The following is a 25,962-nucleotide window of genomic DNA, read 5'->3' as shown; positions in this document are numbered from 1 at the left end:
CAGAGTGTGCTAACGCAGCGCTTATCAGTCATACGTCACCTCGTGTGGACTCGAGATTGAAAAGAACGCGTTCCAATACATATTCATCGCCGTCGAAGACGAGCTCGGCGCGATAAAATCCATAGCCCCAGTGCTCCGGAGCACCCGCTACCACATCTTTCCCATCGATGGTCGTGGTCGCCGGCAAGGCCCACACCTTGTCTCCCAATTCCTTTGTTGGCGGCCGGTCGCCTAGGTAGCAATAAGCGAAGCCTCGGTTCCGCCCGTCGTCGACATCGATATTTGTTGTATTTACCGACTGTAGGGCTTCATAAACGGCAATCCTCGCGGTTCGCTCCACAGGCCATTTGTCTTGCCTCATCGAAGTGTCCGCCGGATAGAACGCAGCAGCTTTTGTGGTGCTGCTACCTTTACTGCTGGCTTTCAGCCCCACCAATTGTGTACCATCGCGGCGCAGTGCCCCGAAATCCGGTTGCCAGAAGCCTCCATTTACCCCTAGGGCCAGCCCATCGTCGCGGGTCTGTTTTTTCGCCTTTTTTCGCGCTTCGCGAATTTCGCTCGTAAGGGAGGCTTGGGTGGTCGTGTCTAAGAGAGTCTGGGAGATAGTCCAGTATCGGGCAGCGTTCGCTGGCCGGTACTTGCGCACAATCTCCCGCTCCGGCTCGGCCAATTTCCAGCGGGAAAAGGCGGAGCAACTTCGTCCGAACGCCGGATAGCTCCTCGGGAGGCCTAGAAGTGCGAGCTGGTAGTCATTTTGTGCAGAATGATACTGGCTGCGCGTGATGATGTTCTGCGGGCCAGTGGCGCGGAAGGCATCGAACTCGGCGCGCGTCGCGCGCTCGACCGTAGCTTTGTCAAACCGCAGCACCGATTTCGGGCTCCGGTAGGCGTCGTCCGTCATATAGCCGATACCGAACGCCATGGTGTCGGCATTGTCATAGACGATCATTACCGGAAGGAAATCCGCCGGCACACCGCCGTTTGCCGTCGTGTCGCCGCGGCAGGTATCGGGCGCGCGCACAACGACCGCCTTGCCGTCACTCATGCGCTGACCCCATACGGTCGGGGTCAGCCCAGCTTCGTATGTGGAGGAACTGTCCTTATAGTGGATGTTGAGGACGTTGCAGCCAACAACAATGTCATAGTGTTGTTGTTCGCCCTTATAGGCAAAGTCCACCTTCAGACGGAAGTAGGTTCCGTGATCGACATAGGCGTCCTTTGTAAAGGACAATTGCTCGGTCGCGTGTTCGCGGTTGGCGATCGCCGTCACCCAAGCCAAAGCCAGGAGAATGAACCCGCCGACGGCGGCAACGGCAGTCCTCATCCTCAAGCTTTGCTCCGTGTGGAAAACATTCGCAAATGTGGTGGTGCCGACCTGATGCTCGACACAGTGCACCCCCGGCGCTTTATTTGCCACGATCATCGCTACACCATTCGTGTAGCCAGACTATTAATATGTTCGAAAGTTAGCCCGGCAATTCGATAGTGCTTCTGTCCGTCAACTCTTAGGGCAGCGTGAACCACACCGGCAGCACCCCCGACTGCTGCATGCTGTCGATCAGCTCGAAGGCCGGCAGCGCGACCAGGAACACCAGTCCGTCGAGCAGCGTGTTCAAGAGCAGGCGCGGTTTGAAGCTGCCGGTATCGCCTTCCTGGTAGAGCGCCAGGTTCGGGAAGAAGCGCGGCACCTTGGCGAGATAGGCCTGGTAGGGCGCGTCGAGCACTTCCTTCAGGTACCGCTCCTCGCGCAGGATGACGATGTGGAAGGCGCCGGCGCAAAGCAGCGAGAACAGGATGATGCCGCTGAACGAGCCGATCTGCGCCCCGACCCCGGCGGCAGCCACGGTCGAAAACAGATAGAGCGGGTTGCGGGTGATCGAATAAGGCCCGCCCGTGACCACTTCGGCGGATTTGCGCCCGCCGATATAGAGTGTCGACCACAGCCGCCCGACAATGCCGAGAAAGATCAGAAGCACGCCGAACATCTCGATCGACTCGTGCATCCAGGTCTCGGGTGGGAAGCTCGATTGGCCGAACAGAAGCGCGCAGAACAGCACCACGACCAGCACCGCCAGCACGATCCGGCGCATGTGCTGGTAGCCGCCGAGACCTTCTGTTTGCTCGGCGGGCTGGGACTTCACTTCATCGGTCATGGCGAAACCCGATCGTCGATTTGCTCGCGATCGAGGAACTTGATCGTCGAGATTTGCAGGCGATCGGGGACCCGATCGCGAGTTTGAGAGCGATCGGATAGAAAACAGGCGCCCCGCCGATCGCCGGGACGCCTTGCACCATGATTTTGGCGGGATTTAGCGCGGCGCCAGAACCATCATCATCTGGCGGCCTTCGAGCTTGGGCTCCGCCTCGACCTTTGCGATCGCCGAGGTTTCCTCGCGCACCTTGTTCAGGAGCTGCATGCCGAGCTCCATATGCGCCATCTCGCGGCCGCGGAAGCGCAGCGTCAGCTTGACCTTGTCGCCTTCCTCGAAGAAGCGCCGCACGGCCTTCATCTTGGTCTCGTAGTCATGGCTGTCGATGTTCGGGCGCATCTTGATCTCCTTGATCTCGATGACCTTCTGGTTCTTGCGCGCTTCAGCCGCCTTCTTCTGGTTGGCGTATTTCAGCTTGCCGAGATCGAGGATCTTGACGACCGGCGGCACCGCATTGGGCGATATCTCGACCAGATCGAGCCCGGCCTCCTCGGCCAGCAGCAATGCGTCGTTGATGGAAACATCGCCTCGGTTCTGGCCGTCGGCGTCGATAAGCTGGACCCGGGGCACCCGGATGTCTCGGTTGGAGCGCGGCCCATCCTTGGTGGGTGCCGCTGCTTTGAAAGGTCTGCGAATGGTCGTGGTCTCCTCGGCCGTTTCGTTCAGGGGTTCTTTAGGTTCAAACAGGTGGACGCGCCTATGTGGTGAGCGCGCGGCCGGAGTCAATAGCATAGCCGCGCCGGAAAATCACCTCCTGTCCGGCAATTGTCTGCACCAAGCAAAGAAACGCCGCGAGCACTTTTCGTTGAACCCCGGCCTGTGCCAAAAAGACCGGCCGAAAGGACAAGCTCATGGCCGCCAGCGCTCCGGTTTTCATCGATGTGGACGGGTCGAACATCGCCGTCAGACAGGCGCCCGGCGCGGCGCCCGGCGTGGTCTGGCTCGGCGGCTACAAGTCCGACATGCTTGGCACGAAGGCCGAGGCGCTTGCCGCCTGGGCCGCTCGCGAGCGCCATGCCTATCTGCGCCACGACTATTCCGGTCATGGCGAGTCGGGTGGCGAATTCGCTCACGGCACGATCTCCAAGTGGCTGGGCGAGAGCCTTGCGGTCTTCCGGCGGTTCAGCAAGGGCAAGCAAATCCTGGTCGGCTCCTCGATGGGGGCGTGGATCGCGCTGCGCATGGTGCAGGAACTGCACAAGGCGGGCGACACGCGCGTTGCCGGCCTGGTGCTGCTCGCCCCGGCGCCGGACTTCACCGTCGAGCTGATCGAGCCGGTGCTGACCGACGCTCAACGCCGCGATCTGGAGGAAAAGGGCTTCTTCGCCGAACCGTCGGACTATTCGGACGAGCCCTATATCTATACGCGCGCGCTGATCGAGGATGGCCGCGCCAACCGGGTGATGACCGGGCCGATCGACACGCATTGCCCGGTGCACATCCTGCAGGGCCTGGCCGATCCGGATGTGCCGTCCGGCCATGCGCTGAAGCTGGCCGCGATGCTGCCCGCCGACGACGTGACGCTGTCGCTGATCCCCGACGGCGACCATCGCCTGTCCCGTCCCGAGGATCTCGAAATGCTCACACGGACCGTCGGCGACATGGTCAGGCGGGCCGCCGCATAATGCGCATCTCCATCCCGATATCCGCCTTCGTCGCGGCAATCGTCGGCTTCGGCGGCACACTCGCCCTCGTCATCGCCGCCGCCAAGCCGGTCGGCGCGACCCAGATCGAGACCGCAAGCGGTGTCACCGCGATCTGCCTGGCCATGGTCATTGAATGCCTGTGGCTGTCCTGGCGCACGAAAATGCCGGTCATCACTGCCTGGTCGACGCCTGGCCTGGCGCTGATCGGGGCCTCCAGCGGTTTCACGATGCCGCAGGCTATCGGCGCCTTCATGGTCACCGGCGTCCTTCTGGTCGCCACCGGCCTATTCAAGCCATTGACCAGGTTGATCGCGAAAATCCCGGCCTCGGTCGCGTCCGGCATGCTGGCCGGCATCCTGGTCAGCTTCGCCGTCAATGCGGTGAAGGCCATTCCCGCCGACCCTTGGCTGATCCTGCCGCTGATCGCCGCCTTCTTCGTCATCCGCCTGTTCAATCCGGCTTTGTCGGTGCTGGCGGTGCTGATCGGCGGCGGCCTCGCCGCTTTCCTCACCGGCCGCGTCGGCAGCCTGCCGGCGCCGGAACTGTCGACCTTGACGTTCATTGCGCCGCAATTCACCGCCTCGGCGATTATCGGTCTTGCCTTGCCGCTCTATCTCGTCACCATGGCCTCGCAGAACCTTTCCGGCCTCGCGGTGCTGCGCGCCGCCGGCTATCATCCGGAGCCCGGTCCGCTGATCGGCGTCACCGGTCTGTTTTCGCTGCTCTCGGCGCCGTTCGGCGCCGCGACCACCAATCTTGCGGCGATCTCGGCGGCAATCTGCACCGGCCCCGACGTCCACCCCGACCCGGCCGAACGCTGGAAGACCGGGCCGTTCTACGCGCTTGCCTATCTCATCTTCGCGATCTTCGGCGCCTCGCTGGTGGCGATCTTCGCCGTCCTGCCGCAAAGCCTGATCGTCCTGGTCGCGGGGCTCGCCTTGACGGCGCCCTTGGCCAACGCGCTGTCGATCGCGCTCAAGGACGAGGCCGAACGCATGCCGGCCACCGTGACCTTCGCCGTGACGGCTTCGGGGCTCACGCTTTTCGGCGTCGGCGCGGCATTTTGGGGGCTGGTTGCCGGAATGGCAGTGCTTTTCCTGGAAAAGCTCAAAAAGCGATAATCATTTCAGATGTTTCGCCGGTTTTGGCCGGACTTGTCTTGAATCGCCGATTTCGCCTTCCCATTTCGATTCCACGCAGCCGGTTTGGCTGTCTCCAATGGAAGGATTGGGAGAAAATGAACACAAGTGCACTGATCCGTCCGGCTTGGACGCCGGCCACCATCGCGCTGATGGTCATCGGCTTCATGGTGTTCTGGCCGCTCGGCTTAGCCATGCTCGCCTACATCATCTGGGGCGACCGGTTGGAAGGCTTCAAGCGTGACGTTAACCGCGCCACGGACGGCATCTTCGCCGGTTGCCGTCGTCGCTCCGAGAAGGCGGCCCGCTGGGGCCACGGCTCGGCCCGCACCGGCAACGTCGCCTTCGACGATTGGCGCGAGAAGGAGCTGGAGCGCCTCGCCGAGGAGCGGCGCAAGCTCGACGAGATGCTCTCCGAGTTCGACGAGTACGCCCGCGAACTGCGCCGCGCCAAGGACCAGGAAGAGTTCGACCGCTTCATGGCCAACCGCAACAAGTCGACCGCGCCGACCTCGACCGGCTCGACCGACAAGGCGGGTCCGGAAGGCGGCAAAGGTACCAACCTGCTCGACGACTGAGATCCGGCGACACGTCTCGGTATGATATGCGGCGTCGCGTTTAGCGGCGCCGTTTCTTTTTTGTTCCCTATGTAGCTTCCCTCCACTGGCCGTTTTTTTCGAATCGCGTATCGTCCAGCCATGACCCTCGGCTTCTTTCGCAACCTGACCAAGCCAAAGCCCACGCCTGTCGTGGAGCGCGAACATTGCGTCGCCGGCCGCACGCTGCCGCTGAAAATCGTCGAAAGCGCCAGGGCCAGGCGGCTCACGCTGCGCATCGATTCCGGCGGCCAGGGCCTGCGCGTCACCGTGCCGCCCGGCCTGCGCCGGGGCGAGGTGGAGAAATTCCTGGACCGCCACCAGGACTGGCTGGAACAGCGGCTGGCCAAAGTGCCGACGAGGCCGCAGGTGCGCCCCGGCATCAGGATCCCGATCCGCGGCGTGCCGCACCGCATCGTCCATGAGCCTTCCAGGCGCGGCACCATCACTGTCTCGCGCGACGAGCGCGGCCCGTTGCTGATCGTCCATGGCGAGCGTATCCATCTGCCGCGCCGCATCGCCGACCACCTCAAGCGCGAGGCCAAGAAGGAGATCGAGAGACTGGTGGTCAAGCACACCGAGGCGATCGGCAAGCGCGCCAAGGCGATAAGGTACAAGGACACCTCCAGCCGCTGGGGGTCATGCACCTCGGAGGGCAATCTCTCCTTCTCGTGGCGCATCATGATGGCGCCGCCGGCGGTGATAAACTACCTGGTGGCGCATGAGGTGGCGCATCTGAAAGAGATGAACCACGGCCCGAAATTCTGGAGATTGTGCGAAAAGCTTTGCCCGGACACCGACCGCTGCAAGGACTGGCTGAAGCGCAATGGTGGGGCCCTGCAGGCGATCGTGTTTGAGTAGCACGGCTAGGCCGCGTTCCTTCACACCGCCCTCTGCCCTGCCGGGCATCTCCCCCGCAAGGGGGGAGATTGGCTATCGCCACAGCTTTCGCCAATCTCCGGCGTTGCAGGAAGCGCTCATCGCCGAAGCTGCTGATCTCCCCTTTGCAGGGAGATGGCCGGCAGGCCAGAGAGGGGTGCTGTCCCGCCGACCTCTCTGCTATCCGCCTGTACCCATCAGACCATCAATCGTCATTCGCCGCGTTCAGCTCTTCCGGCCGCAGCCCTTCCTCGGTATGCGGCCACGGCAAGAAATCCCGATCAAACGTATCGCTGCCGAAATAATCCAGCGCCCGGTGCGCCTCGGCGCCGTTGAAGGCGGCCTTGTCCATCAGATGCGCGATCACCTCGCGCGCCTGCGCGATCTTCTGCTTCAGTTCGGCGACGGTCCGGTCGGCCATGATTATCCTGCTCCCGCCTGTGATTCCTATATGAAGGTAGTGTTTTCCGCCGGACCGGCAACAGCATGCTTTTTCTCGACTCTTTTCCCGTTTCGTGCCAAGCCCGCGCCATGACGCTCGACATCAAGATCTGCGGATTGAAGACCGACGCCGCGATGGCCGCTGCCCTCGCCGGCGGCGCCAGCCATGTCGGCTTTATTTTCTTCGCCAAAAGCCCGCGCTATGTCGAACCCGCCGAGGCCGGGCGCCTGCGCGAAGCGGCGCGCGGCAAGGCCAAGGCAGTCGCCGTCACCGTCGATGCCGATGATGCTTTCCTCGACGAGATCGTCGCCAAAATGCAGCCGGATATGCTGCAGCTGCATGGCTCGGAAACGCCCGCGCGGGTGGCGGAACTGAAGGCGCGCTATGGCCTCCCGGTCATGAAGGCGTTGTCGGTCAGCGAGGCGGCGGATCTGCAGCGGGTAAAACCCTTTGTTGGCGTCGCCGACTGTTTTCTCTTCGACGCCAAGCCGCCGAAGGGGTCGCAACTTCCGGGCGGCAACGGCGTCGCCTTCGACTGGCGCATCCTTGCCGGCCTTGACGCCGGCGTCGAATACATGCTTTCCGGAGGGCTCAACGCCGCCAATATCGGCGATGCCCTGAGACAGGCAAGCCCGCCCGGAATAGACGTTTCGTCCGGCGTGGAAAGCGCTCCGGGCGTCAAGGATCCGGCGCTGATCGAGCAGTTTTTCCGGGCCGCCAGGGCCGCGCGCGACGACCGCGCCGCCTGAATACAATTCACATCAGGAGATCGGCGATGAACAAGCCGGCAATGCCCAATTCTTTCCGCACCGGGCCCGACGAGCAGGGCATGTTCGGCATTTTCGGCGGCCGCTTCGTCGCCGAGACGCTGATGCCGCTGATCCTCGATCTGGAAGAGCAGTGGAACAAGGCCAAGACCGATCCCGAGTTCAAGGCCGAGCTGCAGAACCTGTCGACCCATTATGCCGGGCGGCCGTCAAAGCTCTATTTCGCCGAGGGCCTCACAAAGCATCTCGGCGGCGCCAAGGTCTATTTCAAGCGCGAGGACCTCAACCACACCGGCTCGCACAAGATCAACAATTGCCTCGGCCAGATCCTGCTTGCCAAGCGCATGGGCAAGAAGCGCATCATCGCCGAGACCGGCGCCGGCCAGCATGGCGTCGCCTCGGCCACCGTCGCCGCGCGCTTTGGCTATCCCTGCGTCGTCTACATGGGCGCCACCGACGTCGCCCGCCAGAGCCCGAACGTCTTCCGCATGAAGCTGCTAGGCGCCGAAGTGCGGCCGGTCACCGCCGGCCATGGCACGCTGAAGGATGCCATGAACGAGGCCCTGCGCGATTGGGTCACCAATGTCGAGGACACCTACTACCTGATCGGCACCGCCGCCGGCCCGCATCCCTATCCGGAGCTGGTGCGCGACTTCCAGTCGGTGATCGGAACGGAAGCCCGGGCCCAGATGCTGGAGCAGGAAGGCCGGCTGCCCGACGTCATCATCGCCGCCGTCGGCGGCGGCTCCAACGCCATTGGCTTGTTCCATCCCTTCCTCGACGACAAGGATGTGCGCATCATCGGCATCGAAGCCGGCGGGCGCGGCCTTGACGGCATCGAGCACTGCGCCTCGATGAGTGCCGGCAAGCCCGGCGTGCTGCATGGCAACCGCACCTATCTGCTGCAGAATTCGGACGGCCAGATCCTCGACGGCCATTCGATCTCGGCCGGCCTCGATTATCCCGGCGTCGGTCCCGAGCATTCCTGGCTGCGCGATTCCGGCCGCGTCCAATATGAGCCGATCCTCGACGACGAGGCGCTGGAAGCCTTCCAGCTCACCACCCGCGTCGAAGGCATCATCCCGGCGCTGGAATCGGCGCATGCCATTGCCCACGCGATGAAGATCGTGCCCAAGATGGACAAGGATCAGCTCGTCATCGTCAACCTGTCCGGCCGCGGCGACAAGGACGTGCATACGGTGGCCAACATGCTGGGCATGGAGATCTGACAATGACCACCCGCATCGACCGCCGCATGGCGAAGCTCAAAGCCGAAGGCCGCCCGGCTTTGGTCACCTATTTCATGGGCGGCGACCCGGACTACGACACCGCCTTGGCCATCATGAAGGCGCTGCCGGGCGCAGGCAGCGACATCATCGAGCTCGGCATGCCTTTTTCCGACCCGATGGCAGATGGCCCGGCGATCCAGGCGGCGGGCCTTCGGGCGCTGAAGGGCGGGCAGACCCTGGCCAAGACGCTTAAGATGGCGTCCGAATTCCGCGTCGGCGACGACGAGACGCCGATCGTTCTGATGGGCTACTACAATCCGATCTATATCTATGGCGTCGACCGCTTTCTCGCCGACGCCAAGGCCAGCGGCATCGACGGCCTGATCGTTGTCGACCTGCCGCCGGAGATGGATGAGGAACTGTGCATTCCGGCGCTGAAGGCCGGCGTCAACTTCATCCGGCTGGCGACGCCGACCACCGACGACAAGCGCCTGCCCAAGGTTTTGGAAAACACCTCCGGCTTCGTCTATTATGTCTCGATGACCGGCATCACCGGCTCGGCGCTGGCCGACACGGCCAAGGTCTCTGCGGCGGTCACGCGCATCAAGGGCCATACGGCGCTGCCGGTCTGCGTCGGCTTCGGCGTCAAAACCGCCGAGCAGGCGCGTGTCATCGGCGCCTCAGCCGACGGCGTCGTCGTCGGCACGGCGATCGTCAACGCGATCGCCAATGTGCTGGGGCCCAAGGGCGAGAAAACAGCCGATCCGGCGGAAGCCGTCGCCACTTTGGTCAGCGGGCTTGCCCAGGGCGTCCGTTCGGCTCGCCTTGCCGCCGCCGAATAGCCTGACTAATTCTTCGCTGCGCAATTCCGGCCGGAAAACCGCCACAGACTTTTCCTGGAATAGCTTAAAGTCCTTTCCAGGACAGGAGCCGAAAGCATGAACTGGATCACCAATTACGTCCGCCCGAAGATCAATTCGATGCTCGGCCGGCGCACCGACATGCCGGAAAACCTCTGGATCAAGGATCCCGAGACCGGCGAGATGATCTTCCACAAGGATCTCGAATCCAACCAGTTCGTCATCCCGGCTTCCGGCCATCACATGAAGATATCGGCCAAGGAGCGGCTGAAATACTTCTTTGACGACGGTAAATACGAGACGCTGGAAAATCCCAAGGTCTTCCAGGACCCGCTGAAATTCCGCGACGAAAAGCGCTATACCGACCGCCTGAAAGAGGCCAAGACGAAGACCGGCCTGGAAGACGCTATCCTCAACGCGGTTGGCACCATCGAAGGCCTGCCGGTGGTGGTCACCGTGCAGGACTTCGCCTTCATGGGCGGCTCGCTCGGCATGGCTGCCGGCGAGGCCATTGTGCATGCTTTCGAGGTGGCGCTGCAGCGCAGGCGGCCGCTGATCCTGTTCGCCGCCTCCGGCGGCGCCCGCATGCAGGAAGGTATTCTGTCGCTGATGCAATTGCCGCGCACCACGGTCGGCGTCGATCGGCTGAAGGAAGCCGGCCTGCCCTACATCGTCGTGCTCACCAACCCGACCACCGGCGGCGTCACCGCCTCCTACGCCATGCTGGGCGACGTCCACATCGCCGAGCCGGGCGCGCTGATCGGCTTTGCCGGCCCGCGCGTCATCGAGCAGACCATCCGCGAAAAACTGCCCGACGGCTTCCAGCGCGCCGAATATCTGATGGAGCACGGCATGGTCGACATGGTTGTGTCGCGGCTGGAGATGCGCCAGACCATCGCGCGGTTGCTGAAAATGCTGCTCAAGATGCCGCCGGCCGAGAAGCCGCTCGAGCCGGAGATTTTGCCGCCGGCGGTGGTCAACGCGGAGGCGCGGCCGCAAGCCTGAGGCGAGATCGGCCTGAAGCGATATCGGCTTGGCGCGACATCGTTCGCCGCGAACCGCGATTTGCGCCGCTTGTTGCGTGCTGTAGCCTCAGATTTGTGCATGGCCGTTGCGAAACCGATTCACGGTTTCGGGGCCGTGCGCCAAAGCAATTCCAGGAAAAGTGTGAAACGGTTTCCGTTCGGAATTGCGTCAACAAAAAAGAGAGAGCGGTTCTGCATTCCGTGAGATGATGAACCGCTCTAGGATTCCATCATGACAACGCTCGCCGCCGAACGCGAAATCGAACATCTGATGACGCTGCATCCGAAAGGCTTCGACCTTTCGCTGGACCGTGTCACGCGGCTTCTCGAACGCCTAGGCAACCCACAGGACCGGCTGCCGCCGGTCATCCACATCGCCGGCACCAACGGCAAAGGCTCCTGCGCCGCCTTCTCGCGCGCGCTGCTGGAGGCGGCCGGCCACCTCGTCCACGTCCACACCTCGCCGCACCTGGTGAACTGGCACGAGCGCTACCGGCTGGCGGCCGAAGGCGGCGGCAAGCTCGTCGATGACGATGTTTTCGCCGAGGCCATCGCGCGCGTCGCCGAGGCCAATGCGGGCCAGACGATCACCGTCTTCGAGATCCTCACCGCCGTCACCTTCATCTTGTTTTCGGAGCATCCGGCGGAGGCGGCGATCATCGAGGTCGGCCTTGGCGGCCGCTTCGACGCCACCAATGTCATCAAGCGGCCGGCCGTTTCGGTGATCATGCCGATATCGATGGACCACGAAGCCTATCTCGGCGACCGCGTCGAGCTGATCGCCGCCGAAAAGGCCGGCATCATGAAGCGCGGCTGCCCGGTGGTGATCGGCGCCCAGGAAAGCGACACCGCGCTTCAGGTGCTGATCGAGACGGCCGAGCGGCTGGATTGCCCGACCGTGGTCTATGGCCAGGATTTCCTCGCCTTCGAGGAAAACGGCCGCATGGTCTATCAGGACGAGGACGGGCTTATGGACCTGCCTTCGCCGCGCCTGCCGGGGCGCCATCAATACGCCAACGCCGCGGCGGCGATCGCCGCCGTCAAGGCGGCCGGCTTCGAGATCGGCCACCGCGCCGCCGAGCGGGCGATGACCCATGTCGCCTGGCCGGCACGCATGCAGAAGCTGACGCAGGGCAAATTGGTGGATCTGGCTCCGAAGGGCGCGGAGATCTGGCTGGACGGCGGCCACAACCCCGGTGCCGGCATCGTGATCGCCGAGGCATTGGCCGAGCAGGAGGAAAAGAATCCGAGACCGCTGGTCCTGATCTCCGGCATGATCAACACCAAGGACCAGACCGGCTATTTCAGCGCCTTCAAGGGCCTCGCCCGCCACGTCTACACCGTGCCGGTGACCAGCAGCGACGCCGGCGTTCCCAACGACGAGCTGGCATTGCGTGCCGAAGAGGCCGGCCTGTCGGCGGAGCCGGTCAGCTCCGTCGCCAGCGCGCTGATGCTGTTGCGCGACAGCTGGGACGGTCCGGCGCCGCGCATCCTGATCGGTGGCTCGCTCTATTTCGCCGGCGCCGTGCTGGCCGAAAACGGCACGCCGCCGACCTGAGGCGAAACCGGGACAGCATTGCGGATTTCGGCGGGGGTCGAAAGGAACCGGCCATGATCAAGGTGAAGCAGCTCGCCCATGTCTGCATCTTCGCGCGCGACCTGGAGGCGACGCGCGGCTTCTACCGCGATGTGCTCGGCATGGACACACGCTTCAATTTCCTGCGCGACGGCAGGATTTTCGGCTTCTATCTTGACTGTGGCGGCCGCAGCCATGTCGAGGTGTTCGAGAAACGCGAAGCCAGCTACAGCGAGGCAAACCAGATCAACCACTTCTGCCTTGAGGTGGAAGACATCGAGGCGGCCATCGCTCATATCCGATCGAAGGGCGTCGCGGTCACGCCGAAAAAGCTCGCCTGCGACGACACATACCAGGCCTGGATCACCGACCCCAACGGCGTGAAGATCGAGCTGTTCGAATACACAGCCAAAAGCGCACAATTCACCGGCGGCGATCGTGCCGCCGACTGGTAGATTGGAGCGACACGTCGCTCGCATGAACAGTTGAAGTTAGACCGCAAGATGCATCGCGGCGGGCAGCGCCAGCGAGAGCCCTGACAGGAAAAGCAGAACAAAGACGATCTTTCGCATCGTCCCTTGCGATAATGACGGTGGCCAGCGCCGCGCTGCATAGGTCATCAGCATTACGGCCGGTATGGCGAGGAGGAGCGCGACAGGCGACATGGTCGGCAGGTTGCCGCTTGCCGCCACCAGGACAAGCCGCACCACCTGCGCGGCGCCGAAAGCGGTCACCAGCGTTTCGCGGACACGTTCGTGCGGCATTGGCTGGCGAAAGAGATGATAAACGAGCGGTGGGCCGCCGGTCGCAAACAGCCCACTCATCAGGCCCGAAACGACACCGAAGCCGACGAAACTCGCGTCCGATGACCGTTTTGCCAAACCGGCGGGTTTGATCGCCAGTTGCAGGCTGGACATCATGATGACCACGCCGAGGCCGATTTTCAGCAGGTCGGCCCTTGTGTCCGCCAGCCATTCCAACAGGGCATAACCCAAGAGCAGCGAAGGCAGGCTTGCGACCAGGATAAGCCGTAGCTCCCGACGCGCAATCTCTCGCCAGCCGCCCTGGATCAGCATCTGCGTGGCGTTGACCAGGGTCAGCATGCCGACCATGGCGGCTGCGTCTGGCAGCGGCAGCAAGCCGGCAAGCGCAATCGCGCCCATCATCACAAGGCCGAAGGCGAAGCCTGTCAGGGTCTGGACATAAGCGGCCACGGCCGCAAAACCGGCAAAGGCGAAGAGAGGTGCTAGACCCACGACATCCCGCACGAGGCCGGAAAGGAACCGCGCAAGCCGGCAATCACGGCCGGCCTACTTCAGCTCGATCTCGATGAAAGCATACTCGCCGTCATTGGCGTTGATGACGTCGTGCTCGACGCCTTCCCGGCGGAAATAGGGCGCGCCCTGCTTCATCTCGGCGAAGGATTCGCCGTCCTTCGTCACCAGCTTCACCTTGCCGTCCATCAGCGGCACCACGACATAGTCGTGGCCATGGCGGTGCCAGCCGGTGTTGGCGCCGGGCGCGAAGCGGTACTCGGTGACGATGACGCGCTCATTGTCGACGTGAACTGTGGCCTTGGCTGTCCCGGTCATGGCGCTCTCCTTTTTCTGAAGCAGAGAGTATGACGTGCCTGCGTGCGAGGGCCAGAGCGCGTCGAGCGATGACGCCAAAGAAAAAGCCCGGCGCGATTGGCCGGGCTCGTTCCTTAGATATCCGGATTGGCTCAGGCGATGGCGCCGTTGATCCAGTGCGACAGCGCCGTCTTCGGCGCGGCGCCCACCTTCATGTCGGCCACTTCGCCGCCCTTGAAGATCATCAGCGTCGGGATCGAGCGCACGCCAAACTGCGCGGCAAGCTCGGGATTCTCGTCTATGTTGAGCTTGGCGACCTTCACCTTCGAGCCGAGCTCCTTGGCGATGTCTTCCAGCGCCGGGGCGATCATCTTGCACGGGCCGCACCACTCTGCCCAGAAATCCACCACGACCGGCTCCTTGGCGTTGAGCACATCGGCCTGGAAATTGCCCTTGTCGACCTTGACGGTGGCCATGCTGAAATCCTTTCGAAAACGCGGGTTGCACCAAATGTGGTGGTTGTAGCGGCGATGTTCAAGCAGTTCTTGTGTCACGCTCCCGTGAGTCGGGCAAGGGCATCGTCCATGGCCTTGGGCGGCAGCTCGATCAGGCGCGGCGCCTCGGTGAAGAGCAGCGCCGCCGTCACCTCGCGGCCCGGATAGAGCGGCTCAAGCAGCGCCCGGTAGAGCGCAAGCTGCAGCACATAGGCCGGTGGCACTTCCGTCAGGCCTTTGGGCGCCGGCCGGTTGGTCTTGTAGTCGACGATCGAAACCTTTTCCGGCGTGACGGCCAGCCGGTCGATCTTGCCGGAGATCGAGCGGAGCCTGCCCTTCACCTCGAGGCTGCCCATGATCGCGACTTCCGCGCGTGACGACGGCGAAAACAACGCGCCGAAGCGGCCGTCGGACAGGATCGCAAGTACGGCGTCCAGCGCCCTGTCGCGCTCACCATCCGGCCAGCCGGCGCCGGCGCGCGCCAGGTAGCGCTCGGCCGCGCCTTGCCTCTCCGCCTCCGCGATGCCGGGCAGCATCTGCAGCAATTTGTGCAGCGCCAGCCCGCGCACCACGGCGAAGCCGGGCTCGGCCGCAGCGTCGAGCACCGGCGAGCGTGTATCGGGCGCAGCGTCTTTCGCTTCCTCGATCAGCGCCGACGCGCCGGAAGGCGAAAGCGGCCGCGGCAGCTCCTCATAGGGCGGCAGCGGCCGAAACAGGTTTTCAGGCAGCGGCGCTGTGTGCTCGAACGGCCCTGCCTCGTCGGCGCTGGTCAGCGCCACCGGCGGCAATTTCGTCATGTGGAACCGGTGCACGGCCACCTCGGCCGTTGCCGGATGCCGCCGCTCCAAACTCTCGGGCGCGCCCAGCAATGCCCTGCTGACGATCGAATGCCAGCTGCCGGTGCTGGGCTGACGCTTGCCGTGATAGCCGCAGACGATCAGCCGGTCCTCGGCGCGCGTCATGCCGACATAGAGCAGCCGCCGGTATTCGTCGTCGGCCAGTTCGCGCGCCCGGACCGAGGCCGCCTTCGAGACGCCATTGGCGACATCGCTGGCCGAGCGCCACAGATAGCCCTTGCCTTTCCATTGCGCGCCGGAGCTCTCGAACGGCATCAGCCGCGGCAGATGCTGATCGCTGAACGGCGCCGAGCCGCCATCGACCAGGAAGACCACCGGGGCTTCGAGACCCTTGGCGGCGTGCACGGTCATGACCCGCACCTCGTCGCGCGTCTGGTCCATCTCGCGCTTGATCTCGGGGCCGGCATTTTCCAGCGTCGACAGGAAGGACTCCAGCCCCGGCAGGCCGGTGCGTTCCTCGGCCAGGCAGAAGCTCAGGAACTCGTCGAGGATATCCCCGGCCTCCGGTCCGAGCCGCGCCGTCATCTTGCGGCGCAGGCCGTCGCGCGCCAGCGCGGCGGCGTAGAATTCGAACACCGGCTTGAAGGCCACTTCGGTTGCCCAGCCGTCGAGCTGGCTAACGACTGCGGCGAGCGCCACATCCTCGGCCGCATGTTGCCGGAGCGAGGCAATCAGCGACTGGCCTTTCGGCCTCCCGCCGGACAGCGTCAGCAACGTCTCTTCGGAGACCTCGAAGATCGGGCTGCGCAGCACCGCGGCCAGGGACAGGTCGTCCTCCGGCTGGATCAGGAAATGTCCAAGCGCGATCAGGTCCTGCACGGCGATATGGCCGGGCAGGCTCAGCCTGTCGGCGCCGGCGACCGGGATCTGCCGGTTCTTGAGGCTGCGCGACAGCGCATGCACGAAGCGATCGCGCTTGCGCACCAGGACGAGGATGTCGCCCGCGGTCAGCTTCCTGCCCTTGCCTTCGATGACCTCGCCGCTGCGCAGCCAGGTTTGGATGGTCGTGGCGACATGCTCGGCCACCCGCACCGCCGGCGCGCTGGCATGGTTGACCGGCAAGGTCCAGTCGTCCGGCTCCTCGACCATCTCAGCGCCGATCGAAGGCCACACCTCGACATAGCCCGGCGCGTCATTGCGGATCGCCTTGTGGCTCAGAGGGTCTGGATCGTGGCTGATGCCGCGCCTGACGCCAGGCTCGGCGAAGACGCGATCGACGGCGGCAAGCACGTCGTCGGTCGAACGGAACGACCAGGTGAGCTTGAGATTGGCGAAGGCGGCTTCCGCATCGCGCACGCGCCCGGCAAACAACAGCCGGCTTTCGGCAAAGGAATCGGGCGCTGCGCCTTGGAAGGAATAGATCGACTGCTTCTCGTCACCCACGGCAAAGATCGTGCGCGTGACCGCCTCGCGCTGGCCAAGCCCGGCAAAGAATTCCTCGGTCAGCTTTTTCACCACCTCCCACTGGTCCGGGCTGGTGTCCTGCGCCTCGTCGAGCAGGATATGATCGATGCCCTGGTCGAGCTTGAACTGCACCCATGGTCCGGCATCGGGTCGCGACAGTAGGCTCACGGTGCGGGTGATGAGATCGTTGAAGTCGAGGAAACCCCGCCCGCGCTTCAACTGCTCATAGCGCGCGATCAGCCAGCCGGCGACGGTGAGCGCTGCCGCTGTCCCTTCCAGCATGCGGAACAGCGCCAGCCGGTCCGACACGTCGAGGATCACATTGGCCGCCGCGAGGTAGCGTTCCGGCAGATCCGGCAGCCGGTCGACCAGCGCCTTCCTGAAGATCTTTGGTGGCTCATAGGGGTCGCCGTCGGCCTTGAGAAAGGCCTTTGCCAGAAGCCGCAGCCGACGGATCGGGTCGGCTTCGGCGAATGCGCCTCGTGCATAGGGGATCACATTGTTCAGCACCTGCCGCGCGTCGGCGGCTTCGGCGGCCTGTGCGAATTCGGCGAACTGGCCGGGGTCGAAGCCGGGCAGCGGCCAGAGCGAAGCGGCGATGCCTTCGGCCGTCTGACCGGGCCTGAAGCCGAACTCGCCGAAGAGCGGCCGGAAGTCCCGCTCCTTGCCGAGCTTGGCGATGAAGTCGCGCAATTCGTCACGCTTGCCGACGATCTCGGCAAGCAGCGAATCGAGCCCGAACTCGCCGCCGCGTTCCAGCACGGTGGCAAAGGCTTCCGCCAGCCCTTCGACGCCGGCGCTTGCGCCGGAGATCATGTCGCGGCGGGCATCGGCGAACAGCGAGGCCTCCATCTGCGGATCGAGCATCTCGAAATGCGCCGGGATGTTGGCTTCGAGCGGGAACTGGTGCAGCACGGATTCGCAGAAGGCGTGGATGGTCTGGATCTTCAGCCCGCCCGGCGTCTCGAGCGCCTCGGCGAACAGCCGCCGCGCGCGCCGCATCATGTCGCGGTCGGCGCCGCGGCCGTCCAGCGCCGCGATCCTGACCGCCAGCTCCGCATCGGGCAGCGCCGTCCATTCCGAGAGGGTCGAGAACACGCGGTTCGACATGTTGGCGGCGGCCGCCCGCGTATAGGTGAGGCAGAGGATCTTCGACGGATCGGTGCCGTTGAGCAGGAGCCGGATGACGCGCTGCGCCAAGACATGCGTCTTGCCCGAACCGGCATTGGCCGACACCCAGGCGGAATAGGCGGGATCTGAGGCGCGGGCCTGGCTGGCGGCGGTATCGGAGGGGATCGGATATTTCATCCTTCCGCCTCGTCTTCGCTGGCGCCGCCGGCCGACCACTCGAGCACGCGCGCCAGATGATCGTAGTCGCCGTCCGCTTCGCCCTCGCGGAAGGGAAGGGCGCGCGACAGATAGCCGGTGGTCGGGTCGGCATAGTGGAAGAGCAGCCGCTCCAGCCGCGCCCAGGCTTCCTCGGAGAGATCGTTGGCGGTGCGGGGCTTGCGGTTGTATTCGAGGATCGACTCCTCGAACACCTCGCCATTCGGCTTCAGCCGCACGAAGGCAAGCTGCGACGGTTCGCGAATTCCAAGCTCCTTGAAGGCGCCGCGCCTGAGCAGCGCGCCTTCCAGCGCAAGCTGCGGCGACAGCAGCGTGTGCGCCTGCGCTTTCGAGGGCGAGGAGCCGGTCTTGTAGTCGAGGATGTCGGCCATGCCGCCGGCAAGCAGGTCGACGCGGTCGGCATAGCCGGAAAGCGTCACCCCGGTGCGGCCGACCACCGTCTTCTCGGCGCGCTCCTCGGCGTAGCGCCTGGCAACGGCATCGGCGCGGGTGTGCTCCCATTCGATGATGTTTTCGGCGAGCTTTTCGAAACGCGGCCACCAGATGGCCTCGATATCAGGCGGAAGCTTTGCCTCGGCAAAGCAGAGACGGCCGGCCTCGATGAGATTTGGCAGCGCGTTAGACGCCCTTGGATCCTCCACCCGCCGCGAAAACAAATGCAGGATTTCGTGGAACAAAGTGCCGCGTTCGGCGGCACCCGGATCGCGGATCAATGGCTCGAGCCGCATCAGGCCGAGGATGCGCCGTGCGTAGACTGCGTAGGGGTCGCGACGCAGCGTCTCGATCTCGGTGACCGAGAAATGCTGCGGGCGCATGCTGAGCGGCGGCTTGGGCTGCGGGCGGGAGGCAAAATCCTTCTTCTCGCCGGCGTCGAGCGCGCGCGCCCAGGCAAGCAGCGCGTCGCCGCGGCCGCGAAGTGCTGCCGCCGGCTCCTTGCCGATGAAGGTCAGGATGCGCTGCAGCCAGCGCGACGGTACCGCCGGCGCGTCGCCCGAACGCGCCGAACGCGTCAGCACCACTTCGCCAGCGCCCATCGCCATCTGGAAATCATGCGCGGCAAGGCCGATGCGCCGCTCTGGCGGCTCGAGGTCGATGCCGGTCTTCATCAGCCGCGACATGAAGCGGTCGCTCTCGGGCTTGCGCGGCCAAACCCCTTCATTGAGCCCGCCGATGACCAGCGTGTCGACATTCTGCAGCCGGGCTTCCAGCGCGCCCCAGATGGCGATGTTGCGGTCGGTGCCTTGCGCCGGCTTCACCGTCTCGGGCGCGATCAGCGCCTCCGTCACGTCGGGCCACTCCAAAGCGGCGAAAGTGAAGGGCGACGACGCCGCCACCAGTCCGCGCAGCAGCTCGGCGAGTTTTTCGCCGGCGTCACCCGCATAGAGCTCCGCCAGACTTCCATCGGCAGCGCGGCCAAGATCCTCCAGCGCAACCACGCTGGCGCTGGTCAACGTCGCGATGTCGGCGTCTTTCGCATCGCGCATCGCGGTGAGGGGCAGGAGCGCATTGGTAAGGCGGCTAAGCATACCTCGCGCCTGCTCGATGCCGCGCACCGTCAGGCGCGAAAACCAGAAGGGCTGCCTTGTGTCGCCGCTCAGCTCCGCCAGCCGTGCCTCGAAAAGCGCGCCGAGCGATGCGACATCGGGCCGGCCTGTGCCGCCGCGCAGCGCCACCAGCTCGACAAGCTCGGCCGCCTTGCGCACGGTCGGGCGTTCGAGGCCGAGCCCGAGCAGCGGATGCTTGAGCAAGGCAAGCAGGCCGACGGGATCGCCGGGCCGGAAGGCGGCGCTCAGCGCGAGCCTGAGCAAGCTGGCGGCCGGTGTGTTGATGAGCGGCGCGCCGCCGGAATCGTCGGCGACGACGCCGAAACGCAGGAGCTCGGCCGAAACCCGCCGCGCCAGCGCGCGGTCGCCGGTGACGAGCGCCGCGCGCTTGCCCGGTGCCTCCACGGCGCGCTTCAACGCAATGGCGATTGCCGCCGCCTCGTCGCGTTCGTTCGCCGCTTCCACCAGCGTCACGCCGGCAAGCGCCTGTTCGATGTTGTATGCGGTGAAGCGCGGCCGCGTCTCGGTCCAGTATTCGGTTGTCTCTGCCGGACGCAGCGCCTCGCCGACAAGGGCCGCTCGCAACGCGAGCGGCGGTGGCGCGGCGACGACGTCCTCGACGTCGCGGCGCGGAATGCCGATGCCGCCGATTAGCTTGGCGAGGCCGTATTGCGGGTGGCCGAGCGTTGCCGGACGCGCGCCGGGCGCCGTGATCGCCGCGAAGGATGCATCGTCTAGTTCGCGGTCGAGCCCGGGCAGCACGACGGCGCCGTTGGGCAGGCCGGCGATCACGGCAAGCAGTTCGGCGGTGGCGGGAATGGAGCCGGTCGAGCCGGCGGCGATGACGGGCCCGGCCGGCGGATTCCGCTTCAGCCGGGCCGCTTCCAGGCGGATCAGCGCGCTGCGATGCGCGGCCGGATTGGAACGGTTGCGCTCCTTGAGCAGTTCCGGCCAATTGTCGGTAACGATGCCGAGGAAATCGAGCGTCACTTGCCACCAGCCGGCGAGGTTGCCGGTGACCAGCGTCGCGAGCTTCGCCCAATCCGTGCCTTCGGTCTCGATCTCGTCCATCAGCCGGGCAAGGTCGCGCGCCAGCCAGATGGCGTCGGCGGCCGAGGTCGGCACGACGAATTCCTCGTTGAACCGCTCTCTCACATGCGCGGGGAGGCTTTCCTTCCAGGCCCGCACCAGCGGCGCCAGCAACAACAGCCGCTCCTGCGTCGCGATCGGCGGCGCCAGATCTATTGCCGGCGCCGCTTCCGGGTCGAAGGCCGCCTCATCCTCGTCGAACTCGCCGAGCGGCCGCACCGTCGGCAGGATGGCAGAGCGTCTGCCCCCTCCCAATCCGGAAAGCATGTCGACGAAGGCGCCACGCAGCGCCCGTGCGGCGCGCCGCGTCGGCACGTAGATGGTGGCATCGGCCAGCGCCAGCGGCTCGCCATCGAAGCGGAAGCCGGGGATCAGGCGTCCGTCGAGCAACGCCCCCGCCAGCGTCGGCAGAAACGGCGCTCCGGGTGGGATGGAAAAGACGCGGCGCGTGCCGCTCATACCGCTTTCGCTAAGGCGCCGGCGACGGCCGCCTCGGCGGCAGGGATCGCGTCCGGCGTGCCGACGGTGATCCAGCGTCCGTTCATCTTCATGCCGAACAGGCGCCCCGCGGCGATCGCCCTGTCGAAATAGGCGTTGAGTGAGTGCGAGCCTGTGGGCGCGTCCTTGAAGATGCGCGGATGGATGATGGCGGCGCCGGCATAGATCAACCCCGTTGGATCACCCTTCGAGCGCCGTAGAGCTCCATCGGGGGCAACCAGGAAATCCGTGCCGACGCAGTGCCCGGTCGCTGAGTCGAGATCGGTAAGCATCAGCAGAATATCCATTCTCGCGGCGTCCCATGCAAGGGCAAGACGCTCGAGGCTGGGCTGACCGCTGTCGATCCAGAAGGTATCGGCATTGATGACGTAGAAGGGCTCGCTGCCCAAGAACGGCAGCGCCTTGACGATGCCGCCCGCCGATTCCAGCAGCGCTTCGCGCTCATCGGAGATGACGATCTTCGGCGCTTTGCGGTCGGCCACATGCGCGACGAGCTGCTCCGGCAGATAGTGCACGTTGACGACAGCCTTAGTGACGCCGGCGGCTTTCAGGCTGTCCAGCCCCCAGTCGAGCAGGGTCTTGCCGGCGATCTTCACCAGTGGCTTGGGCATCGTGTCGGTGATCGGCCGCATGCGCTTGCCGAGCCCGGCCGCCAGCACCATCGCGGTCGTCGGCCTCATGGAACCCGTTCCTTGAGCAGGCCGTGGGCCATGTAGAATTCCTTCAGGCCGGCCAGCGCCGGATGCGCCAGCGCCCGCCTCAGATAGTCGCGGATTCGCGGCAGGTGTTTCAGATAGTAAGGCTTGCCGTCGCGCTTTTCGAGCCGCACGAAGATGCCGAGGATTTTCGAATTCCGCTGCGCCGCCATGATCGCATACGCCTCGGTGAAACCGGCCTCGTCGAAAGCGCCGGCGGCGCGCCTGGCCGCGACATAGGCAGCAACCGTCCGCCGCTCGATCTCGGGCGGGACGGTGACACGCGCATCCATGGCCAAAGAGGCGACGTCATAGGCGGCCGGCCCGATCAGCGCGTCCTGGACGTCGACGATGCCGAGCCGGTCGAGGCCGGAACGCTCCGCGCGCCAGATGATGTTGGGCGAATGGAAGTCGCGCAGCATCAGCGTGTATTCGCTGCCGGCGAGGCGGTCGAGCACCGCATTCCATTCCTTGTGATAGCCGTCCCGCAATTCGTCGTTAGCCGGTTCGCGGGTGATCCAAGGCACATACCAGTCGACCAAGAGATCGGCCTCGATCAGCATGGCTTCCCGATCGAAAGGCGGCACGTCATGGAACACGCCGGGCGCCGCTTCCATGCGCGTGGGCCAGGCCTTGCCATGCATCATGGCCAGCAGCTCGGCCGCCGCTTCGTAGCGTTCGACGATCGGCTGGCCGTCGTGGCCGAGAAAACCTTCCGAGCCGAGATGTTCGATGAGCAGAAAACCCTGGTCGAGGTCCTGGGCATGGATCGCCGGCACGCTGACGCCGGCAGCATAGAGCGCCCGGTCGATGGCGACGAAGGCGGTGACGGATTGCGCCGTGTGGGCGATCACCGCATAGGGCTTGCCGTCGCGCACCGGCGGCCCGAGCACCAGGCGCGGCGAGTTCATCAGCACGCGTGGCGCCTGGTCCGGCAGCGCGACGATCTCGTAAGAGCGGGCCGAGGCGTCGCCCACGAAATAGCGGCGGCTGGCGTCACCCCAGCCGGCTGTGGCCAGGAAATCGCGCATCGCCAATGATCGCGCCACGCGCTCGAAAACCAGCCCCAGCCCGGAAAGCCGCGCCACGCGGCCTTCGCCCTGCTCGGCAAGACCGACCCACAGCGCGTTTCCCGGCAAGCGGTCTGCGGCCCGTTCCGGCCATTCGATGAGCGCCGCGCCTTGGTTGAGCGCGTCGTCGAGCCCGAGCTCATCGAGCTCGTCCGGTGCGGACAGCCGATAGAGGTCGAAATGATGCACCGGAACGCGCGTGTCGTAGCTCTGCACCAGCGTGAAGGTCGGGCTCGGCACTTCGAGGCTGGTGTCGTCGGCAAGCGCCCGGATCAGCGCACGCGCCAGCGTCGACTTGCCGGCGCCGAGATCGCCTTTCAGCGCGATAGCATCGCCCGCGCGCAACGCCATGGCGAGGTCCTCGCCAAGCCTTGCCGTTGCCGCCTCGTCGGCGAGAAAACGCTCCAACACCGTTCCTGCCATATAGTCCGCGCTACTCGGCCGCGTCGCGGATACCCGCCGGCGTACCGGGGATTCCGGAAGGCTTGTCCGGGAAGGTGCAGATCACCGTGGTGCCCTTGTCCTTGCCGGTCTCGATGCGCACGGTTCCACCATGCAGTTCGACGAAACTCTTGACAATCGAGAGCCCGAGCCCCGCGCCGCGCCGCCGCCCGCCATTGGTGCGCGGCTCGAAGCGGCGGAAGACCGATTCCAGCACGTCCGGCGGCATGCCCGGGCCGTCGTCATGCACGGAGAACTCGACGCCGTCGGCCAGCCGGCGGCAGGTGAGCCGGATCGTGCTTGCCTCCGGCGCGTAATTCGCCGCGTTGCTGAGCAGGTTGTAGAGGATCTGGCGGATGCGGGTCTCGTCGCCATGGAAGCTCGCCGGCGCCTCCGCCGCATCGATCTCGAGCTGGATTTGATGCTCGTCCAGCCGGTCGGCGACCAGCTCGGCGGCCGCGGCGATCGTCCGGTCGACGTTCATTTCGGAGATGTCGAGCTGCATGATGCCGGCATCGACGGTCGCCAGGTCGAGGATATCGTTGACGATGGTGAGCAGCACCGATGACGACGAGCCGACATGCTCGACATATTCGCGCTGCTTCGGCGTCAGCGGCCCGGTCGCGGGCAGCGACAGAAGCTCGGTGAAGCCGATGATGTTGGTCAGCGGCGAGCGCAGTTCATAGGAAACGTGCTGCACGAATTCATTCTTCAGCTGGTCGGATTTCTCCAGCGCCTCGTTCCTGTCCTTCAGCGCCCGTTCGACATTGACGGTATCGGTGACGTCGACGAAGGTTATCATCACCTGGCCGTTGGGCAGGTGGATCACCGCGTAGCTCAGCACGTCGCCGTTCATCAGCTCGATCTGGCCGCGGCGGTCGCGGCGCTCGTCGTCGAAGCCGGTGACTGCGGCGACGAAGCCGCCCCACGGGCTGTTCGCCGCACGCTGGTCGCACAGGTCGCGGATCGCCGAAACATGGACGTTCGGCTTGACCGCTTCCGCCGTCAATCCCCACAGCGCGACGAAGGCCGGATTGGACAGCCGCAGCCGCCCGTCCGGACCGAACACCACCACGCCCTCGGCGAGATTGTCCAGCGTCTCGCACTGCACGCGCACGGCGGTCTGGTAGCGGCTTTCCAGGTCCATCTTCTCGGTCAGGTTCTCGAACACCCAGGTGACGCCGCCCTTCGGCTGCGGGTTCGCCACGACGCGGATCGTCTTGCCGTCCGGCAGGTGCCACCAATGCTCCTGCGATTCGACGGCGCGATAGGCGCTGAGCAGGTTCTCCTTCCAGCGCCGCCATTCCGGCTGCTCGGCGATCCTGCCTTCGCTGCGCAGCCGGTCGAGCAGCAGCGTGTTGGAAGGAGCGCTGAGCAGAAAGCCCGAGTCGAGGCCCCAAAGCTTCTGGAAGGCCTGGTTGAAGAAGCGCAGCTTTTCGTCGGTGTCGAAGATGGCCACAGCGGTGTTCAACTGGTCGAGCGTGTCGGCATGGCTGCGCACGGTCCGCTCATATTCGGCGCGGATCGTCTCGGCCGCACTTGTGTCGCAGGCAAGCCCCGCCGAGCCGTCGGTGCCGGCGAAGTCGGTGACCGCGAACATGCGGCGGTCGCCTTCGATCACGGTGGAGAGCGTCTGTTCGAAGACCGGTCGCGTCTTGTGCTGCTCGGCGATCTGCTCGCGCGCCTGGCCGCCAAGGAATTCCTTGGCGTCGCGCACCGCCGCGGCCGGGCTTTCGGCCTCCACCGCCTCGGCATAGGCGCGGTTGACCCACTGCAATCGCCCATCCGCGGCGCGCAGCCATGTCGGCATCTTCAACGCGTCGAGCAGGCCGACAAGGGTGTCGTAGTCAGCGCTGAGCCGCTGGTTTTCGATCTTCAGCCTGGCCTGGTTGCGCAGCGTCTCCGAGAGCGACACGAAGCGCACCAGCACATGCGCCGCGCTCTTGCGGCCATGCACTTCCAGCGGCACGCCGGCCTGCGTTTCGATGACCAGGTCGAAGGCCTTCGCCTGTTCGCGCAGCGCGGCGACCGCGTGCTCCAGCGCTGCCGCCGAGCGCGGCATGAGCCAACGGCCGAAGGCGAGGAAGGCTGACCTGTCGTCGGGCGCGCCGCTCTCCAGCGGCAGGCTGCCGATGAGCTCGGGCTTCTTGTTGTCGGTTGTCCAGACGATCAGGCGCTGGTCGCGCAGGTTGAGCAGCGCTTCGGAACGCTGCAGCGCCGCGTTGACGTCCGCGATGCGGGCCCTGAGCTGGACATTCTGCGAGGCGGTGCGGGCGCGCTCGCGGATCAGGAAGATGGCCGAGACAAGCGCGGCGCCCATGACGCCGACGAACATGGCGAGCTGCATGACCTCGACGGTGTCGACCGGTGCCGCGGCCTTTCCCGGAATGCCTGTCTCGGCGTGGGCCGTAAAGGCAAGCAGCGGGCCGGCAAGCGCCGAGGTGGCAAGAAGCGAGGCCAGCCGCAAGCCGGCACGAAAGCCTCCGCCGCTCACGGCGGGGCCGGTCTCGTTCGAATCCCTATGGCCGCCGGAAACGGCCTTTCCCGCGCGTGGCGGGTAATCCCCCGGCATGTCTTGGTCCT

The 25,962-nt window shown here is 65.1% G+C and carries 22 protein-coding genes; 10 read left to right on the top strand and 12 right to left on the bottom strand.

Going from position 1 to position 25,962, the window contains the following annotated elements; all coding sequences use genetic code 11:
- Positions 1–28: 28 nt before the first annotated feature.
- The 3 genes from O7A05_RS14280 to infC form a co-directional block, all read right to left on the bottom strand.
- A complete protein-coding gene (locus O7A05_RS14280; RefSeq protein ID WP_337093716.1) occupies positions 29–1,423 on the bottom strand; it encodes a hypothetical protein in 1,395 nt (464 codons plus the stop codon).
- Positions 1,424–1,505: 82 nt separating this feature from the next.
- Positions 1,506–2,153, bottom strand: a complete 648-nt coding sequence (locus O7A05_RS14275) for a methyltransferase family protein (RefSeq protein ID WP_337093715.1) — start codon at positions 2,151–2,153, stop codon at positions 1,506–1,508.
- A 156-nt stretch (positions 2,154–2,309) separates the two neighbouring features.
- Complete coding sequence (gene infC, locus O7A05_RS14270) at positions 2,310–2,846, bottom strand: translation initiation factor IF-3 (RefSeq protein ID WP_140757206.1); 537 nt, start codon at positions 2,844–2,846, stop codon at positions 2,310–2,312.
- 215 nt (positions 2,847–3,061) lie between these two features.
- Here infC and O7A05_RS14265 point away from each other — a divergent pair, with 215 nt between their 5' ends.
- From O7A05_RS14265 to O7A05_RS14250, 4 genes are all read left to right on the top strand, one after another.
- Positions 3,062–3,835 carry an alpha/beta hydrolase gene (locus O7A05_RS14265; protein WP_337093714.1) on the top strand — a complete coding sequence of 258 codons (774 nt, stop codon included), beginning with the start codon at positions 3,062–3,064 and terminating at the stop codon, positions 3,833–3,835.
- On the top strand, positions 3,835–4,977 hold the full coding sequence (locus O7A05_RS14260) for a benzoate/H(+) symporter BenE family transporter (protein ID WP_337093713.1): 1,143 nt from the start codon (positions 3,835–3,837) through the stop codon (positions 4,975–4,977). Before O7A05_RS14265 ends, O7A05_RS14260 begins: the two co-directional genes overlap by 1 nt.
- A 116-nt stretch (positions 4,978–5,093) precedes the next feature.
- Positions 5,094–5,573, top strand: coding sequence for a DUF2852 domain-containing protein (locus O7A05_RS14255; RefSeq protein ID WP_337093712.1), 480 nt, complete (start codon positions 5,094–5,096; stop codon positions 5,571–5,573).
- Between the two features lie 120 nt (positions 5,574–5,693).
- A complete protein-coding gene (locus tag O7A05_RS14250) occupies positions 5,694–6,452 on the top strand; it encodes a M48 family metallopeptidase (RefSeq protein ID WP_337093711.1) in 759 nt (252 codons plus the stop codon).
- 223 nt (positions 6,453–6,675) lie between these two features.
- Here O7A05_RS14250 and O7A05_RS14245 read toward each other — a convergent pair whose 3' ends face one another.
- Entirely contained in the window at positions 6,676–6,891 is a 216-nt protein-coding gene (locus O7A05_RS14245) for a hypothetical protein (RefSeq protein WP_140686825.1), read from the bottom strand.
- Between the two features lie 110 nt (positions 6,892–7,001).
- Between O7A05_RS14245 and O7A05_RS14240 the strand changes: the two genes are divergently transcribed.
- The 6 genes from O7A05_RS14240 to O7A05_RS14215 all read left to right on the top strand — a co-directional run bounded on the left by O7A05_RS14240 (position 7,002) and on the right by O7A05_RS14215 (position 12,824).
- Positions 7,002–7,661, top strand: coding sequence for a phosphoribosylanthranilate isomerase (locus O7A05_RS14240; RefSeq protein ID WP_337093739.1), 660 nt, complete (start codon positions 7,002–7,004; stop codon positions 7,659–7,661).
- A gap of 26 nt (positions 7,662–7,687) precedes the next feature.
- Positions 7,688–8,908: a tryptophan synthase subunit beta gene (gene trpB / locus O7A05_RS14235; protein ID WP_224514884.1), complete on the top strand. Its 1,221-nt coding sequence runs from the start codon at positions 7,688–7,690 to the stop codon at positions 8,906–8,908.
- A 2-nt stretch (positions 8,909–8,910) separates the two neighbouring features.
- Positions 8,911–9,750: a tryptophan synthase subunit alpha gene (gene trpA, locus O7A05_RS14230; RefSeq protein ID WP_337093710.1), complete on the top strand. Its 840-nt coding sequence runs from the start codon at positions 8,911–8,913 to the stop codon at positions 9,748–9,750.
- A gap of 96 nt (positions 9,751–9,846) precedes the next feature.
- Entirely contained in the window at positions 9,847–10,773 is a 927-nt protein-coding gene (accD, locus tag O7A05_RS14225; RefSeq protein WP_224586168.1) for an acetyl-CoA carboxylase, carboxyltransferase subunit beta, read from the top strand.
- Between the two features lie 252 nt (positions 10,774–11,025).
- The gene (locus O7A05_RS14220) at positions 11,026–12,351 is read left to right on the top strand and encodes a bifunctional folylpolyglutamate synthase/dihydrofolate synthase (protein WP_337093709.1); all 1,326 of its coding nucleotides are present in this window, start codon (positions 11,026–11,028) and stop codon (positions 12,349–12,351) included.
- Positions 12,352–12,404: 53 nt separating this feature from the next.
- Positions 12,405–12,824 carry a VOC family protein gene (locus O7A05_RS14215; RefSeq protein ID WP_337093708.1) on the top strand — a complete coding sequence of 140 codons (420 nt, stop codon included), beginning with the start codon at positions 12,405–12,407 and terminating at the stop codon, positions 12,822–12,824.
- A 36-nt stretch (positions 12,825–12,860) separates the two neighbouring features.
- On the opposite strand, the gene O7A05_RS14210 is transcribed toward O7A05_RS14215, so the two are convergent.
- From O7A05_RS14210 to O7A05_RS14175, 8 genes are all read right to left on the bottom strand, one after another.
- Entirely contained in the window at positions 12,861–13,625 is a 765-nt protein-coding gene (locus O7A05_RS14210; protein ID WP_337093707.1) for a sulfite exporter TauE/SafE family protein, read from the bottom strand.
- Positions 13,626–13,679: 54 nt separating this feature from the next.
- Positions 13,680–13,961, bottom strand: coding sequence for a cupin domain-containing protein (locus O7A05_RS14205; protein WP_027166948.1), 282 nt, complete (start codon positions 13,959–13,961; stop codon positions 13,680–13,682).
- 131 nt (positions 13,962–14,092) lie between these two features.
- Positions 14,093–14,416, bottom strand: a complete 324-nt coding sequence (trxA, locus tag O7A05_RS14200) for a thioredoxin (protein ID WP_224514891.1) — start codon at positions 14,414–14,416, stop codon at positions 14,093–14,095.
- Between the two features lie 74 nt (positions 14,417–14,490).
- The gene (gene addA / locus O7A05_RS14195) at positions 14,491–18,003 is read right to left on the bottom strand and encodes a double-strand break repair helicase AddA (protein WP_337093706.1); all 3,513 of its coding nucleotides are present in this window, start codon (positions 18,001–18,003) and stop codon (positions 14,491–14,493) included.
- Positions 18,000–21,134, bottom strand: coding sequence for a double-strand break repair protein AddB (gene addB / locus O7A05_RS14190; RefSeq protein WP_337093705.1), 3,135 nt, complete (start codon positions 21,132–21,134; stop codon positions 18,000–18,002). The genes addA and addB overlap by 4 nt, the downstream gene beginning before the upstream one ends.
- Positions 21,131–21,853, bottom strand: a complete 723-nt coding sequence (locus O7A05_RS14185) for a nucleotidyltransferase family protein (protein WP_337093704.1) — start codon at positions 21,851–21,853, stop codon at positions 21,131–21,133. The genes addB and O7A05_RS14185 overlap by 4 nt, the downstream gene beginning before the upstream one ends.
- Positions 21,850–23,361 carry a tRNA (adenosine(37)-N6)-threonylcarbamoyltransferase complex ATPase subunit type 1 TsaE gene (gene tsaE, locus O7A05_RS14180; RefSeq protein WP_337093703.1) on the bottom strand — a complete coding sequence of 504 codons (1,512 nt, stop codon included), beginning with the start codon at positions 23,359–23,361 and terminating at the stop codon, positions 21,850–21,852. Before tsaE ends, O7A05_RS14185 begins: the two co-directional genes overlap by 4 nt.
- A 10-nt stretch (positions 23,362–23,371) precedes the next feature.
- A complete protein-coding gene (locus O7A05_RS14175) occupies positions 23,372–25,951 on the bottom strand; it encodes a sensor histidine kinase (RefSeq protein WP_337093702.1) in 2,580 nt (859 codons plus the stop codon).
- Between the last annotated feature and the right edge of the window lie 11 nt (positions 25,952–25,962).

Source organism: Mesorhizobium argentiipisi (SeqCode), from assembly GCF_037179585.1.
GTDB classification, from domain to species: Bacteria; Pseudomonadota; Alphaproteobacteria; order Rhizobiales; family Rhizobiaceae; genus Mesorhizobium; species Mesorhizobium argentiipisi.
This window is presented reverse-complemented; position numbering and strand designations above follow the sequence as displayed.

Coding starts and splice junctions, on each gene's coding strand:
- addB (WP_337093705.1), bottom strand. CDS start 21,134: ATGAGCGGCACGCGCCGCGTCTTTTCCATCCCACCCGGAGCGCCGTTT.
- O7A05_RS14185 (WP_337093704.1), bottom strand. CDS start 21,853: ATGAGGCCGACGACCGCGATGGTGCTGGCGGCCGGGCTCGGCAAGCGC.
- O7A05_RS14255 (WP_337093712.1), top strand. CDS start 5,094: ATGAACACAAGTGCACTGATCCGTCCGGCTTGGACGCCGGCCACCATC.
- accD (WP_224586168.1), top strand. CDS start 9,847: ATGAACTGGATCACCAATTACGTCCGCCCGAAGATCAATTCGATGCTC.
- trxA (WP_224514891.1), bottom strand. CDS start 14,416: ATGGCCACCGTCAAGGTCGACAAGGGCAATTTCCAGGCCGATGTGCTC.
- O7A05_RS14245 (WP_140686825.1), bottom strand. CDS start 6,891: ATGGCCGACCGGACCGTCGCCGAACTGAAGCAGAAGATCGCGCAGGCG.
- O7A05_RS14250 (WP_337093711.1), top strand. CDS start 5,694: ATGACCCTCGGCTTCTTTCGCAACCTGACCAAGCCAAAGCCCACGCCT.
- O7A05_RS14240 (WP_337093739.1), top strand. CDS start 7,002: ATGACGCTCGACATCAAGATCTGCGGATTGAAGACCGACGCCGCGATG.
- O7A05_RS14220 (WP_337093709.1), top strand. CDS start 11,026: ATGACAACGCTCGCCGCCGAACGCGAAATCGAACATCTGATGACGCTG.
- O7A05_RS14275 (WP_337093715.1), bottom strand. CDS start 2,153: ATGACCGATGAAGTGAAGTCCCAGCCCGCCGAGCAAACAGAAGGTCTC.
- addA (WP_337093706.1), bottom strand. CDS start 18,003: ATGAAATATCCGATCCCCTCCGATACCGCCGCCAGCCAGGCCCGCGCC.
- trpA (WP_337093710.1), top strand. CDS start 8,911: ATGACCACCCGCATCGACCGCCGCATGGCGAAGCTCAAAGCCGAAGGC.
- O7A05_RS14280 (WP_337093716.1), bottom strand. CDS start 1,423: ATGATCGTGGCAAATAAAGCGCCGGGGGTGCACTGTGTCGAGCATCAG.
- trpB (WP_224514884.1), top strand. CDS start 7,688: ATGAACAAGCCGGCAATGCCCAATTCTTTCCGCACCGGGCCCGACGAG.
- O7A05_RS14265 (WP_337093714.1), top strand. CDS start 3,062: ATGGCCGCCAGCGCTCCGGTTTTCATCGATGTGGACGGGTCGAACATC.
- O7A05_RS14175 (WP_337093702.1), bottom strand. CDS start 25,951: ATGCCGGGGGATTACCCGCCACGCGCGGGAAAGGCCGTTTCCGGCGGC.
- tsaE (WP_337093703.1), bottom strand. CDS start 23,361: ATGGCAGGAACGGTGTTGGAGCGTTTTCTCGCCGACGAGGCGGCAACG.
- O7A05_RS14260 (WP_337093713.1), top strand. CDS start 3,835: ATGCGCATCTCCATCCCGATATCCGCCTTCGTCGCGGCAATCGTCGGC.
- O7A05_RS14205 (WP_027166948.1), bottom strand. CDS start 13,961: ATGACCGGGACAGCCAAGGCCACAGTTCACGTCGACAATGAGCGCGTC.
- O7A05_RS14215 (WP_337093708.1), top strand. CDS start 12,405: ATGATCAAGGTGAAGCAGCTCGCCCATGTCTGCATCTTCGCGCGCGAC.